The organism is Ottowia sp. (assembly GCF_035325765.1).
Lineage (GTDB): Bacteria > Pseudomonadota > Gammaproteobacteria > Burkholderiales > Burkholderiaceae_C > Ottowia.
Genome location: NZ_DAOKZG010000039.1, coordinates 16772 through 30800 on the forward strand (window position 1 = coordinate 16772; position 14029 = coordinate 30800).

Annotated in this window: 13 protein-coding genes; 9 read left to right on the plus strand and 4 right to left on the minus strand. The window is 68.1% G+C overall.

Translation table 11 applies throughout. From position 1 onward, the window contains the following. The first annotated feature begins 11 nt into the window (after window positions 1-11). The 6 genes from PKA16_RS12025 to PKA16_RS12050 all read left to right on the plus strand — a co-directional run bounded on the left by PKA16_RS12025 (window position 12) and on the right by PKA16_RS12050 (window position 7039). Window positions 12-1172, plus strand: coding sequence for an acyl-CoA dehydrogenase family protein (locus tag PKA16_RS12025; RefSeq protein ID WP_324403468.1), 1161 nt, complete (start codon window positions 12-14; stop codon window positions 1170-1172). 193 nt (window positions 1173-1365) lie between these two features. Beyond that, a complete protein-coding gene (locus PKA16_RS12030) occupies window positions 1366-2553 on the plus strand; it encodes a CaiB/BaiF CoA-transferase family protein (RefSeq protein ID WP_324403469.1) in 1188 nt (395 codons plus the stop codon). A 28-nt stretch (window positions 2554-2581) separates the two neighbouring features. Next, the gene (locus PKA16_RS12035) at window positions 2582-3973 is read left to right on the plus strand and encodes an MmgE/PrpD family protein (protein WP_324403470.1); all 1392 of its coding nucleotides are present in this window, start codon (window positions 2582-2584) and stop codon (window positions 3971-3973) included. 154 nt (window positions 3974-4127) lie between these two features. Then, window positions 4128-5144, plus strand: coding sequence for a TRAP transporter substrate-binding protein (locus tag PKA16_RS12040; protein ID WP_324403471.1), 1017 nt, complete (start codon window positions 4128-4130; stop codon window positions 5142-5144). A gap of 87 nt (window positions 5145-5231) precedes the next feature. Continuing rightward, window positions 5232-5765, plus strand: a complete 534-nt coding sequence (locus PKA16_RS12045; protein ID WP_324403472.1) for a TRAP transporter small permease — start codon at window positions 5232-5234, stop codon at window positions 5763-5765. Beyond that, window positions 5762-7039: a TRAP transporter large permease subunit gene (locus PKA16_RS12050; protein WP_324403473.1), complete on the plus strand. Its 1278-nt coding sequence runs from the start codon at window positions 5762-5764 to the stop codon at window positions 7037-7039. Before PKA16_RS12045 ends, PKA16_RS12050 begins: the two co-directional genes overlap by 4 nt. Window positions 7040-7061: 22 nt before the next feature. Here the strand turns inward: PKA16_RS12050 and nth are convergent, their stop codons facing one another. Continuing rightward, window positions 7062-7703, minus strand: coding sequence for an endonuclease III (gene nth, locus PKA16_RS12055; protein WP_324403474.1), 642 nt, complete (start codon window positions 7701-7703; stop codon window positions 7062-7064). Window positions 7704-7792: 89 nt separating this feature from the next. On the opposite strand from nth, the gene PKA16_RS12060 reads away from it, so the two are divergent. After that, window positions 7793-8986 (plus strand): PLP-dependent aminotransferase family protein, encoded by a 1194-nt coding sequence (locus tag PKA16_RS12060; RefSeq protein WP_324403481.1) that lies wholly within the window; start codon window positions 7793-7795, stop codon window positions 8984-8986. A gap of 172 nt (window positions 8987-9158) precedes the next feature. Here PKA16_RS12060 and PKA16_RS12065 read toward each other — a convergent pair whose 3' ends face one another. Next, window positions 9159-9653: a YbhB/YbcL family Raf kinase inhibitor-like protein gene (locus tag PKA16_RS12065; protein WP_324403475.1), complete on the minus strand. Its 495-nt coding sequence runs from the start codon at window positions 9651-9653 to the stop codon at window positions 9159-9161. 127 nt (window positions 9654-9780) lie between these two features. Here PKA16_RS12065 and PKA16_RS12070 point away from each other — a divergent pair, with 127 nt between their 5' ends. Both PKA16_RS12070 and trxC read left to right on the plus strand, forming a co-directional pair. Continuing rightward, a complete protein-coding gene (locus PKA16_RS12070) occupies window positions 9781-10122 on the plus strand; it encodes a hypothetical protein (protein WP_324403476.1) in 342 nt (113 codons plus the stop codon). Between the two features lie 13 nt (window positions 10123-10135). Continuing rightward, window positions 10136-10582 (plus strand): thioredoxin TrxC, encoded by a 447-nt coding sequence (trxC, locus tag PKA16_RS12075; RefSeq protein WP_324403477.1) that lies wholly within the window; start codon window positions 10136-10138, stop codon window positions 10580-10582. A 322-nt stretch (window positions 10583-10904) separates the two neighbouring features. On the opposite strand, the gene glyA is transcribed toward trxC, so the two are convergent. Then, window positions 10905-12152, minus strand: coding sequence for a serine hydroxymethyltransferase (glyA, locus tag PKA16_RS12080; RefSeq protein ID WP_324403478.1), 1248 nt, complete (start codon window positions 12150-12152; stop codon window positions 10905-10907). A 350-nt stretch (window positions 12153-12502) separates the two neighbouring features. Then, the gene (locus tag PKA16_RS12085; RefSeq protein WP_324403479.1) at window positions 12503-13354 is read right to left on the minus strand and encodes a transglycosylase SLT domain-containing protein; all 852 of its coding nucleotides are present in this window, start codon (window positions 13352-13354) and stop codon (window positions 12503-12505) included. Window positions 13355-14029: the final 675 nt, after the last annotated feature.

Genomic DNA, 14029 nt, shown 5'->3' on the forward strand with positions numbered 1-14029 from the left:
AGACCTGAACCATGACGGACTCCCAGCACGATTACCAGGAAATTCGTGATGCCGTGCGCGCCCTGTGTGCGCAGTTCCCGGACGAGTACCACCGCAAGATCGACGAAGAGCGCGGCTACCCGGATGAATTCGTGCAGGCGCTGACCGAGGCTGGCTGGATGGCGGCGCTCATCCCGCAGGAATACGGCGGCTCGGGCCTGACGATGGCCGAGGCCTCGGTGATCATGGAGGAGATCAACCGCGCCGGCGGCAACTCGGGCGCCTGCCATGGCCAGATGTACGTGATGAACGCCATCGTGCGCGGCGGCTCGCCGGCGCAGCGGGAAAAGTACCTGCCCAGGATCGCCACCGGCGAGCTGCGCATCCAGTCCATGGGCGTGACCGAGCCGAGCACCGGCAGCGACACCACCCAGCTCAAGACCACCGCCGAGAAGAAGGACGGGCGCTGGGTGATCAACGGCCAGAAGGTGTGGATCTCGCGCATCCAGCACAGCGACATGATGATCCTGCTGGCGCGCACCACGCCGCTGGCCGAGGTGAAGAAGCGCTCCGAGGGCCTGAGCTGCTTCCTGGTCGACCTGAAGCAGGCGATCGGCCACGGCCTGACGGTGCGGCCGATTCTCAACATGGTCAACCACGAGACCAACGAGCTGTTCTTCGACCACCTGGAGATCCCGGAAGAAAACCTGCTCGGCCCTGAGGGCATGGGCTTCAAGACCCTGCTCGACGGCCTGAACGCCGAGCGCACGCTGATCGCCGCGGAATGCATCGGCGACGGTTACTGGTTCATCGACCGCGCCAGGAAATACGCCAACGAACGCGTCGTCTTCAAACGCAAGATCGGCCAGAACCAGGGCGTGCAGTTCCCGATCGCCGAAGCCTTCATCGAGGTCGAGGCGGCCAACCTGATGCGCTGGAAGGCCTGCGCCAGGATCGACGCGCACCAGAATGCCGGGGCCGAGGCCAACATGGCCAAGTACCTGGCGGCCAAGGCCAGCTGGGAGGCGGCCAACGTCTGTCTGCAGACGCACGGCGGCTTCGGCTTTGCCTGCGAATACGACGTCGAGCGCAAGTTCCGCGAGACGCGCCTGTACCAGGTGGCGCCGATCTCCACCAACATGATCTTTTCGTATGTGGCCGAGCACATTCTGGGCTTGCCGCGGTCGTTCTGAAATGAAACACCCCCTATGTCGCTGCGCTCCATCCCCCTGCAAGGGGGACGCACCCAGTGTCCAGGGGAACCCCGGCCACGGGTGCCCCCGCATGGCCTGCTCCGCGGCCTTTGGAGCCGTGGCGCTTCATGCGATGTGGGTAGCGCGCAGCGCCATGAAAAACTGAAATGACGGCCACGGCCCGCCCCACCGCATGACCTCGCCCCGACCCCTCGACGGCATCACCGTCGTCTCGCTCGAGCACGCCGTTGCCGCACCGTTCGCCACGCGCCAGCTGGCCGACCTGGGCGCGCGCGTGATCAAGGTGGAACGCCCCGGCGGCGGTGACTTCGCGCGCGGCTACGACCAGCGCGTGCGCGGCCAGTCCTCGCACTTCACCTGGATCAACCGCAGCAAGGAGAGCCTGGCGCTGGACGTCAAGCAGCCCCAGGCCAAGGCCGCGCTGCTGCAGCTCCTGAAGAGCGCCGACGTGCTGGTGCAGAATCTCGCGCCCGGGGCGGCAGCGCGCATGGGCCTGTCCTACGACGCGCTCAAGAGCCACAATCCCAGGTTGATCGTGTGCGACATCAGCGGTTACGGCGCCGACGGCCCTTACCGCGACAAGAAGGCCTACGACCTGCTGATCCAGAGCGAAGCCGGCTTCCTGTCGATCACCGGCACGCCCGAGACGCCGAGCAAGGCGGGCTGCTCGATCGCCGACATCGCCGCCGGCATGTATGCCTACACCAGCATCCTGTCGGCCCTGCTGCTGCGCGGCAAGACGGGCGAGGGCAGCCATGTCGACGTCTCCATGCTCGAGGCCATGGGCGAGTGGATGGGCTACCCCATGTACTACGCCTTCGACGGCGCGCCGCCGCCGCCGCGCACCGGCGCCAGCCACGCCAGCATCTATCCCTACGGTCCGTTCAAGGCGGGTGACGGCGGCACCGTGATGCTGGGCCTGCAGAACGAGCGCGAGTGGAAGGTGTTTTGCGAACAGGTCCTGCAGCGGCCCGAGGTCGCCACCGATACGCGCTTCGACAGCAACGCCCGGCGCAACCAGAACCGCGCCGACCTGGAGGCGCTGATCCTGCAGGAATTCGCTCCGCTCACCGCCGCCCAGGTGGTCGAGCGGCTGGACCAGGCCGGCATTGCCAACGCGCGCGTGAACGACATGGCCGGCCTGTGGGCGCATCCGCAGCTCAAGGCGCGCGAGCGCTGGCGTCAGGTCGACAGCCCGGTCGGCCCGGTTCCGGCCCTGCTGCCGCCGGGGGTCAGCAGCGGTTTCGACTACCGCATGGATGGCATTCCCGCAGTCGGCCAGCACAACGCCGCCATCCTGGCCGAGCTGGGCTGGAGCGCCGAGCAGATCGACGCGCTGCAGCCGCCGCAGGCCATCTGAGAGCCCGCGCCACGCCCAGGAGCATGACGTGACCCAGGAAACCCCCGCGACCATCCATCCACTGGCCCGGCTGGCCGCCGCGCTGCAATGGGACGACGTGCCGGCGCCGGTGCAGGCGCGCGCCGTCGAGCTGTGCGTGGACTGGTTCGGCTCGGTGCTGGCCGGCTGCCGCGCGCGCCCGGTGGCCAGCATCCGGCGCTTCGTGCGCATGCAGGGGCCGCCGCGCGGGCCGAGCCAGCTGATCGGCCACGGCGTCGGCAGCTCGCCGATGATGGCGGCGCTTGCCAATGCCGCCGCCTCGCACTTCGCCGAGCAGGACGACGTGCACAACGGCGCCGTGTTCCATCCGGCCGCGGTGGTATTCCCGCCGGCGCTGGCAGTGGCGCAGGCGCTGGACGTCAGCGGCGCCGAGTTCATGGCGGCCTGCGTGGCCGGCTACGAGGTCGGCATTCGCGTGGGCGAGTTCCTTGGCCGCAGCCACTACAAGGTGTTCCACACCACCGCCACCGCCGGCACGCTGGCGGCGGCAGCCGCCGTCGGCCGGCTGCTGCACCTGACCCCGGAGCAGATGCAGCACGCCTTCGGCTCGGCCGGCACGCAGTCGGCCGGCCTGTGGGAATTCCTGCGCACGGGCGCCGACAGCAAGCAGCTGCACACGGCGCACGCAGCGGCGGCCGGGCTGATGGCCGCCTATCTCGCCGAGGATGGCTTCACCGGCGCGCAGGACATCTTCACCGGTCCGCAGGGCATGGCGGCCGGCATGTCGACCGACGCCGATCCGGCGCGCCTCATCGACGGCCTGGGCGACAAGGGCTTCACCCGCTGGGCCACGGCCGAGACCAGCTTCAAGTGGCACGCCTCGTGCCGCCACACGCATCCGGCCGCCGACGCCCTGCTGCAGGTGATGCAGGCGCATGGGCTCGGCGCGGCGGACCTGGTGCAGGTCACCTGCCACGTGCACCAGGGCGCGCTGGACGTGCTGGGGCCGGTGGTCGCGCCGACGACGGTGCACCAGAGCAAGTTCTCCATGGGCACGGTGCTGGCGCTGGTGGCGCGCTTCGGCCAGGCCGGGCTGGTCGAGTTCGAGAGCGAATACCTCGCGCCCGAGACCGTGGCGCTGCGCGAACGCGTGCGCATGGTGCTGGACCCGGAGGTCGACGCCGCCTATCCGGCGCGCTGGATCGGCAAGGTCACGGTGCAGGTGGCCGATGGCCGCAGCCTGCAGGGCCGGGTCGACGAGCCCAAGGGCGACCCCGGCAACACCCTGAGCCGCGACGAGATCACGGCCAAGGCACTGCGGCTCGCGGCCTATGGCGGGGCGGTGTCCGCGACGGCGGCCCAGGCCGCCGTCGCGCGCCTGTGGGAGGTGGCCGACTGGCCCCGCATGAGCGGGCTGCTGGGGTCCAGGCAGGGCGAATAGGGCCTTGATCTGGTCGACATCAAACGTCATGATGGTTTGCGCAGGGTTTTCCTTGGGACAGGGACGGGCAAAATCCCTGCACAATCCTGCGTGCATCGGCGCCCAGGCTGGCGCCGACAACGATGGTTCAGTTTCTGCTGCAAGGAGTGAATTGATGAGCAAGTCCTGGAAATCAGATCGCCGCGCGCTATTGGCCGCGTTTGCGTTGACCGGCCTGGCGGCCATGCCGCTGGCGAGCCTGGCCCAGTCACCGATGGTGATCAAGTTCAGCCACGTGGTGGCGGACAAGACGCCCAAGGGCCAGGCGGCGCTGAAGTTCAAGGAGCTGGCCGAGGCCAAGCTGCCGGGCAAGGTCGAGGTCCAGGTGTTCCCCAACTCGCAGCTGTTTGGCGACGCGAAGGAGTTGGAGGCGCTGTTGCTGGGCGACGTGCAGTTCATCGCCCCCTCGCTGTCCAAGTTCGACCGCTACACCAAGAAGATCCAGCTCTTTGACCTGCCGTTCCTGTTCGACGACATGGACGCGGTCGATCGCTTCCAGCACAGCGCCGCCGGGCAGTCGCTGCTCGACTCGATCCAGTCGCGCGGCCTGCAGGGCCTGGCGTTCTGGCACAACGGCATGAAGCAGCTGTCCACCAACAAGGACAAGCTCGAACGCCCCGAGGACGTCAAGGGCCTGAAGTTCCGCATCCAGGCCTCCGACGTGCTGGAGGCACAGTTCCGGGCGCTCAACGCGAACCCGCAGAAGATGGCCTTCGCCGAGGTCTACCAGGCGCTGCAGACCGGCGTGGTCGACGGCCAGGAGAACACCTGGTCCAACATGTATTCGCAGAAGTTCCACGAGGTCCAGAAGACCATCGCCGAGACCAACCACGGCGTGATCGACTACATGGTCGTGACCAACGCCAAGTGGTGGGACGGCCTGCAGCCCGACATCAAGAAGGGCCTGAGCGAGGCCATGGCCGAGGCGACCGAGTTCGGCAACGCCAAGGCGGCCGAGTTCAACGCGCGCGACAAGGACCTGATCGCCAAGGCCGGCAAGGCCAGGATCCAGCAGCTCACCAAGGACGACATCGAGGCCTGGCGCAAGGCAGTCGAGCCGGTGTGGAAGAAGTTCGAAGGTGACATCGGTCGCGATCTGATCGATGCGGCCGTGAAATCAAACAACAAGTGAATCGCAGGTTTCGCGTGCCTCGGCACTGACCAAGTCGATGGCGGCTCCGATCCTCGGGCCGCCATCTCTTCTTGAGGGGAACTCCACGTGCGTTGGCTGGAAAAACTGGAGGAGCATTTCCTGAGCGTGATGCTGGCCGGCATGACGCTCATCACCTTTGGCCAGGTGGTGGCGCGCTATGTCTTCAACTACAGCTTCACCTGGGCGATGGAACTCACGGGCGTGTTCAGCGCCTGGCTGATCTTCATCGGCATGTCCTACGGCGTGCGCGTGGGGGCGCACATCGGCATCGACATCCTGGTGCGGGCCGTGGGCCCCAAGCTGGGACGCGTGATGGGGATCATCGCCTCGGCGCTGTGCGTGGTGTACGCGCTGATCCTGACATTCGGCGGCTGGCAGTACCTGAGCAAGATCTACAGCGTCGGCATCCTGATGCAGGACATGCCGATTCCGCAGTGGGTGCCGCGCATCGTCCTGCCGCTCGGCTTTGCGCTGCTCGCCTTCCGGTTTCTCGGTGTGTTCTGGAAACTGGTGACCGGCCGAGAGGGGCACCTGCTGGGTGACGAGGCCGAGGATGCGCTGAAGATGCGCGACGAGTTCGAGGAGGAGGCCGAGGCATGAACACCGCCATCCTGTTCATCCTGCTGTTCGTCTTCATGTTCCTGGGCATGCCGGTGGGCGTGGCCCTGGGCCTGTCCTCGCTCACCGTGATCCTGGGCTTCGCCAACGATTCGCTGGCCTCGCTCACGCTCAAGATCTACGAGACCTCCGAGCATTACACGCTGCTCGCGATCCCGTTCTTCATCGTCGGCGGCATGTTCCTCACCACCGGGGGCGTGGCGCGGCGCATGATCCGCTTCGCCAATGCCTGCGTCGGGCACATGCACGGCGGCCTGGCCATGGCATCGGTGATTGCCTGCATGCTGTTCGCGGCGGTGTCGGGTTCATCCCCGGCCACCGTCGTCGCCGTGGGTTCCATCGTCATCGCCGGCATGGTCAAGGCGGGCTACACCAAGGAATTCGCTGCGGGCGTGATCTGCAACGCCGGCACGCTGGGCATCCTGATTCCGCCCTCGATCGTGCTGGTGGTCTACGGAGCGGTGACGGAAACCTCGGTGGGAGCGCTGTTCATGGCGGGCATCATTCCCGGCATCCTGCTGGGCCTGATGTTGATGGTGGCGATCTACTGGCGCGCGCGGGTGCTCAAGCTTCCGCGCGAGCCGAAGGCGAGTCTTGGCGAGGTCTTGACGGCAGGGCGGCAGTCGCTGTGGGGGCTGCTCCTGATCGTCATCATCCTGGGCGGGATCTACGGCGGCGTCTTCACGCCGACCGAGGCTGCGGCGGTGGCGGCGGTCTATGCCTTCTTCGTGGCGGTGTTCATCTATCGCGACCTGCACATGAAGGACGTCCCGCACGTACTGGTCGAATCGGCCAAGGTGACCATCATGCTGATGTTCATCGTGGCCAATGCGCTGCTGTTTGCCCACGTGCTGACGACCGAGCGGATTCCCCAGCACATCGCCGAAGCCATCATTGGCGTCGGCATGGCGCCCTGGCAGTTCCTGATCGTCGTGAACATCCTGCTGCTGGTGGCCGGCATGTTCATGGAGCCCACGGGCATCATCCTGATCCTGGCGCCGATCCTGTTCCCGATCGCCGAGCGCATGGGGATCGACCCCGTGCACCTGGGCGTGATCATGGTCGTGAACCTGGAGATCGGGATGGTGACGCCGCCGGTGGGCCTCAACCTGTTCGTCGCCTCCGGGGTGGCGCACATGAACGTTGCCCAGGTGGTGCGCGCGGCGCTGCCGTGGACCGGGATCCTGCTGCTGTTCCTGATCGTGATCACCTACGTGCCGGTGATTTCCACGTTCCTGCCCGACCTGTTCAAGTGAGGCGTCGGCCGAGGCCTCGCCATCAGCGCGGCCTCGGTGTCTTGGGCCGGAAGTCGCAATCCATCGCCACCGCGCATTCCCAGCAGCGCGGCGTGCGCGCGACGCAGACGTAGCGCCCGTGCAGGATCAGCCAGTGGTGGGCGTTCTTGCGGTAGCGCTCGGGCACGCGCTGCAGCAGCTTCTGCTCCACCGCCAGCGGTGTCTTGCCCGGCGCCAGGCCGGTTCGGTTGGCGACGCGGAAGATGTGCGTGTCCACCGGCATCGTGGGTTGGCCGAAGGCCACGTTCAGCACCACGTTGGCGGTCTTGCGGCCCACGCCCGGCAGCGCCTCGAGTGCCTCGCGCGTGCGCGGCACTTCCCCGCCGTGGCGCTCCAGCAGGATGCGGCAGGTCGCCATCAGGTGGCGCGCCTTGGCGCGGTACAGGCCGATGGTCTTGATGTAACCTTCCAGGCCGTCGAGTCCCAGGTCCAGGATGCGCCGGGGCGTGTTGGCGACCGGGAACAGCCGGCGCGTGGCCTTGTTGACGCCGACGTCGGTGGCCTGGGCCGACAGCAGCACCGCGGTGAGCAGCTCGAACACGCTGGTGTATTCGAGCTCGCTCGCGGGCAGCGGATTGGCGGCCTGCAGGGTGGCGAAGAAATGGTCGATCTGCGCGGGAGTCATGTGTGCATTATTGCGATGCCGGGGCGACCGTGCCGCCGTCGGTCGTTTGGCGACAATAGGCGCTTTCCGACACGAGCGATGCCATGACCCTGCCCCTTGCCCAGCGCCTCGACCAGGTCGAGACCTCCGCCATCCGCGAACTGTTCAAGCTGCTCGGCAAGCCCGGCATCATCAGCTTTGCCGGCGGCTTTCCGGACAGCGCGATGTTCGACGTGGCGGGCATCCGGCAGGCCGTGAATGCCGCGCTCGAGCAGGAGCCGGGCGGCGCGCTGCAGTACGGCGCGACCGAGGGCTACCAGCCACTGCGCGAGCAGCTCGCCGCCTTCATGCGGGCCAAGGGCGTGCGCGACCTGGCGCCCGAGCAGCTGATCGTCACCACCGGCAGCCAGCAGGCGCTCGACCTGCTGGGCAAGTGCCTGGTCGACCCGGGCAGCAAGGCGATCGTCGAGGGGCCGACCTTCCTGGCGACGATCCAGTGCTTCCGGCTCTATGGCGCCGACCTGGTGAGCGCGCCGATCGACGGCGACGGCGTGCGCGTGGACGAACTGGAGCGCCTGATCCGCGAGCACCGGCCGCGCTTCGTCTACCTGATCCCGACCTTCGGCAACCCGAGCGGTGCCATGCTGAGCCTGGAGCGGCGCCGTCGCGTGCTGGAGCTGGCGGTGCAGTACCAGACCTTGGTGATCGAGGACGACCCGTATGGCGACCTGTATTTCGACGCGCCGCCGCCGCCCAGCCTGCTGGCGCTGAGCGCCGAGGTGCCGGGCAGTCGCGACTGGCTGGTGCACTGCGGCAGCCTGTCCAAGGTGCTGTCGCCGGGCCTGCGCGTGGGCTGGCTGGTGGCGCCGCCCGAACTGCTGGCCAAGGCCACCATGTGCAAGCAGTTTTCCGACGCCCACACCAGCACCTTCGCGCAGGCCACCGCCGCGCAATACCTGGCGGGCGGCCACATGCCGGCCACGCTGGCGCGCGTGCGCGAGGTCTACGGCCGGCGCGCCGGCGTCATGGGCGAGGCGCTGCGACGCGAGCTCGGGCCGGCAATCGACTTCGTGCCGCCGCGCGGCGGCCTGTTCGTGTGGGCGCGCCTGACCGGCGCGGGCGGCAAGCTGGCCGACGGCAACGCCTTCGCGCGCAAGGCGATCGAGCAGGGCGTGGCCTTCGTGCCCGGCGTGCCGTTCTACTGTGCAAACCCGGATCCGAGCACGCTGCGCCTGTCGTTTGCCACGGCCGACGAAGACCGGATCCGCGAGGGGATCGCGCGGCTGGCGCGGGCGCTCGACTGACCCTGAAAACCGCAGTCGACCGCTTGCCTTCTTCACGAGAGCCGCGTGAACCTTGACTTCCGCTGCTTCGATCACCAACACCTGTTGGGCGAACGCGTCCAACTGCCGTTTTCAGGCTGACCGGTGACGCCGGCGGGGCGCCAGCGGCACGGGCTTGGGGGGAGTCCCCAGTTCAGCGTCCGTAGGTGGCCGTGAACGAGGCCCGGGCCAGGGTGTTCGCGTTGACCATGAAGCCCGCCAGGGCGGCGGGCGCGTCGTCGGGCACGTCGATGCGCTCGACCGAGAGCGCGTGCACCGTGAAGATGTAGCGATGCGGCTTGTCGCCCGGGGGCGGGCACATGCCGCCCCAGGCGTGGATGCCGTAGTCGTTGCGGATCTGGCGCGCGCCGGCGGGCAGGTTGGCGTTGCCCTTGGCGCCGGCGTTGGCGGCCAGCTCGTGCACGCTGGCCGGCAGGTCGATCACGTACCAGTGCCAGAATCCCGAGCCGGTCGGCGCGTCCGGGTCGTAGACGTTGACGGCGAAGCTCTTCGTGCCCTCGGGCGCGCCGCTCCAGCGCAGCACCGGCGACTGGTTCAGGCCGTTGCAGCCGAAGTCGTTGAATTCGAAGTGCTGGGGCACCGTGCCGCCACTGGGAATGTCGGGACTGGAAAGGGTGAAGCTGGTCATCGCCGGGTCTCCTGCATGGGCCTTGGATGCTGCCGTTATAGCAAAGCCGGCCGCGATGCCGGCGGGCTGCGTCCGGCGATGGCCGTGTCGACTTGCAATTCGTCCTTGCGACCTCAACTCCGAAGGCATGAAGACCCCGCATGCTCCAACCCAAACCGCGGTCGTGGTGGCCCGGCTGCTGGAGCGGCTGGATGCCAGCCGCGAACCGGTGGACGCGCACCAGTACCGCACCGTGGCCGCGCGCCTGACCGAGTTGCTGCTCGAGCCCGACGTGGACTGGGAGCCGCTGCTGGCGCAGAGTGCCGTGGCGGCCACGCTGTACGAAAACCTGCACTATGCCCATGCCGGCCTGTGCCGCGCACCGCTGGCGCAGGCGGCCGCGGCCGAGGTCGCGGCACACGAGGCGATCGAGCACGCGCGGCGGGACGCGTCGGCAGGCCCGGCGCGCCCCGACGCCGCCCAAGCCTGAACTGGAATCCACCATGACCGAATCCCTCCACGTGGTGTGCCCGCATTGCCACACGACCAATCGCGTGCGCGCCGACCAGCTCGGCAGCGCCCCGACCTGCGGCCAGTGCAAGCAGCCGCTGTTCACCGGACACCCGCTGGCCCTCGGCGATGAAGCGGCATTCGACAAGCATGTGCAGCGCAGCCAGATCCCCGTGCTGGTCGACTTCTGGGCCCCTTGGTGCGGTCCCTGCCGCATGATGGCGCCGGCCTACGAACAGGCCGCCGCCGAACTGGAGCCCCGCCTGCGCGTGGCGAAGGTCGACACCGAGGCCGTTCCCGCGCTTGCCGGGCGCTACCAGATCCGCAGCATCCCGACGCTGGCGCTGTTCGTGGGTGGGCGCGAGGTGGCGCGGCAGCCGGGTGCGCTGACGTCAGCGGCGCAGATCGCGCAGTGGGCCCGGATGCACCTGCCCCGCTGACGGCCGGGCCTGCTGCCGGCGGCGCGCCGCGACCCGAGCACAGCGCCGTGGCTCAATCCGGCAGTCCCCGAATGAAACGCCGCGGTGCCGCGTGCGCTCGCCGCCGCGGGCACCGGCGGTTCGGTCCGCACCGATCCGCGCAGGCCGGGTCCGGGCCGCGAATTTCTGTTGCCGCTGGACGGGGGAAGCATCCCGCGGCTCCGGGCGGAGCCGTCTCGTCCTGGAAGCCGCGGCTGGATGCGCCCGTCCCAGCCGTGATGGGCATGCCAGGCGCGTCGATCTGGCGGGTGCGGGTGAAAGCGCGTGGCGAGACGCGCGTGCCTTATCCGTAGACGGGGAAGGCCCGGGTCAGTTCGGCCACCTGGGCCCGCACGGCAGCGATATTGGCTTCGTCGCGTGGGTTGTCGAGCACGTCGGCGACCAGGTTGGCCGTGCGGCGCGCCTCATCCTCCCCGAAGCCGCGCGTGGTCATGGCCGGGGTGCCGATGCGCACGCCGCTGGTGACCATGGGCTTTTCCGGGTCGTTCGGAATCGCGTTCTTGTTGATCGTCATGTGGGCCTGGCCCAGCACCGCCTCGGCGTCCTTGCCGGTGATGCCCTTGGCGCGCAGGTCGACCAGCATGACGTGGCTTTGCGTGCCGCCGCTGACGATGCGCAGGCCGCGCTCGGTCAGGGTCTCGGCCACGACCTGGGCGTTCTTCTTCACCTGCGCGGCGTACTGCCTGAACTCGGGCGACAGGGCTTCCCGGAAGGCCACGGCCTTGGCCGCGATGATGTGCATCAGCGGGCCGCCCTGCAGGCCGGGGAAGACGGCGGAGTTGATCGCCTTCTCGTGTTCGGCCTTCATCAGGATGAAGCCGGCGCGCGGGCCGCGCAGGCTCTTGTGCGTGGTGCTGGTGACCACGTCGGCGTGCGGCACCGGATTGGGATAGACGCCGCCGGCGACCAGGCCGGCATAGTGTGCCATGTCGACCATGAAGATCGCGCCGATTTCCTTCGCGACGCGGGCGAAGCGTGCCCAGTCGATTTCCAGGCTGTAGGCGCTGGCGCCGGCGATGATGAGCTTCGGCCGTGTCTCGCGTGCCTGCTTTTCCATCGCGTCGTAGTCGATGGCTTCCTTCGCGTCCAGGCCGTAGCTCACCACGTTGAACCACTTGCCCGACATGTTCAGGCGCATGCCGTGCGTCAGGTGGCCGCCCTCGGCCAGGCTCATGCCCATGATGGTGTCGCCGGGTTGGCAGAAGGCCATCAGCACGGCGATGTTGGCGCTGGCGCCGCAGTGCGGCTGCACGTTGGCGGCCTCGGCGCCAAAGAGCTGCTTGACGCGGTCGATCGCGAGCTGCTCGACCACGTCGACGTGCTCGCAGCCGCCGTAGTAGCGCCGGCCCGGATAGCCCTCGGCGTACTTGTTGGTGAGTTGCGTGCCGGCGGCGGCCAGCACGGCGGGCGAGGCGTAGTTCTCGCTGGCGATCAGCTCGATGTGGTCTTCCTGGCGCTGGTGCTCCGCCTGGATGGCGGCCCAGACGTCCGGATCGGTGTCGGCGATGGTGTGGGTGGAGCGGTTGAACATGGCAGTTCTCGGAGAGGGGATGACCCTTGGCAGGCCAGGGTCGCCCAGGCGAACGGCAGGATGCACGCCCCGCAACTGCGGTCGGCGCGGTGCGCTTCCCCGTGGTGCTGGGCGGCCCCTAGCCACCGCGTTCCACGTCGGCAGCAGCCAGCGCCGCTGCCTATCGCCAGTCGCACACGGGAGCGAGTTTAGCCGAGGAGAAGCGCTGCCCCCGCAGCGCCGCGCGCCTTCCGCGTGCGGAGAAGACGCCGCCGATGGGCGGCACATGCCTACGGATGAGGTTCGCTGGAAGGGCTTGCGCCGCGGCCTGCGGCGCCGCGGTTCGGTGGCGCGGCGCGCGCGCCTGCGTCCTACTTGTCGAGTGCCGCCACGTTGATGGGCGACCGGCCTGACACGGCCGAGTCGGCCGGGCTCGCGTCCGGCGCAGGCGAGGCCTTCTTGCTCGCCGCGCCCGGGCTGGCGGCAGCCGCTGCCCGCGTCTTGCCCTTGGCGACCTGGTAGAGCCGCGCGTGCTCGGCCAGCACCTTGGCGGCGTAGCCACCGTCGCTGGCGAGGTTGGCGGCCCCGACGTACCACTTCAGGCCGGCTTCCACGGTGCCGGCGCGCGTGATGTATTCGCGCAGGATCTTCACGCCCACGCGCAGGTTGCTGAGCGGATCGAAGGCGGCATATTCGCCGCCGAAGTGCCGGTACTTGTCGGAATGCACGTTCGTCATGACCTGCATCAGGCCCTGAGCGCCGACGGTGCTTTGCGCGAACGGGTTGAAGCCCGACTCGATCGCCATCACGGCCAGGATCAGGGTCGGATCGATCTGGTTGGCGGCGCCGGCGTCGTACGCCTCGGCCACCAGGGCGGCCACCGGCTCGGGCGCGACGCGGTACTTCTTGGCGATCCAGAAGGCAACCCGGGCCTGCTCATGGGGCAGCCCCTGCGGGTTGGTCGCGGTCGCGCGCTCGATCGCCGTCATTTCGGGCGTCAGGCCGATGGCCGCCACCTTGCGCGCCGTCAGCCATTCGGTCAGGCGTTCCTCGCCCTGCTGGCGCAGGTCGGGCTGGGTCCCCAGCAGGCCGGCCAGCAGCAGCACCAGCACGCCCAGCAATGCCACGCTGTTGTGCGTGATCTCGACGAAACCTTCGGTCACGTCGCTGGCGAAGGTCTTCAGACCGCGCGCCAGCGCGGCCACTCGGGTTGACGCTGTCATAGCACTCCTTGATCTGGCCAGACGGGGCCAGGATGTCTGCATGCTCCGAGGCACCCGACCTGGCCGGGGCGCGTTGTCATGCGGATTCGTCCTGGCGGCGAATGGCGCGATGGGTCAGTCCATGGCCTGCGTTGCGTGGCCCCTCTTCGGGCCTGATTCACACGCGAGTTGCAACGCGGCTTGCCGTGCATCGACGGCAGCGGTTTCCGTCACTCCCAGGAAACAAGCCATTCTAGAAAGCCCTCAAATGCTGCGTCAACTCTGATTTCTGGAGTTTTCATTCTAATTTCGATATATGAAATTCCGGTGTGACCTCCCTTGCTTGCGGCTTGGGAGCATCGAGGTCAGTGCCGTGGCGCCCCAACGGTGGGCGTGCTCGGCTGATTGACGCGTGCAATCCGCAGGCAGTGCAGGATTGATTTTCATCACTGGCCGATGCCCTCGGAACGGCCTACAGTGAGACTGCCCGAGCCACTTGGGCACCCGGTTGGCAAGCACCCGTCGGCGTAGCGGATACAACGAATGGGCCCGCTTCCAGCCACCCTGATGAAGGCAATCCGTTGCCTTCTCCGCAGCCGGGAACAACCAGCTTCCCCCTGCGGAATCCGGCAGACCAAGACGCTAGTGTAGTGTTTGATTCTTGAGGGAACATAAATGAATTGCCTACCTCCAATG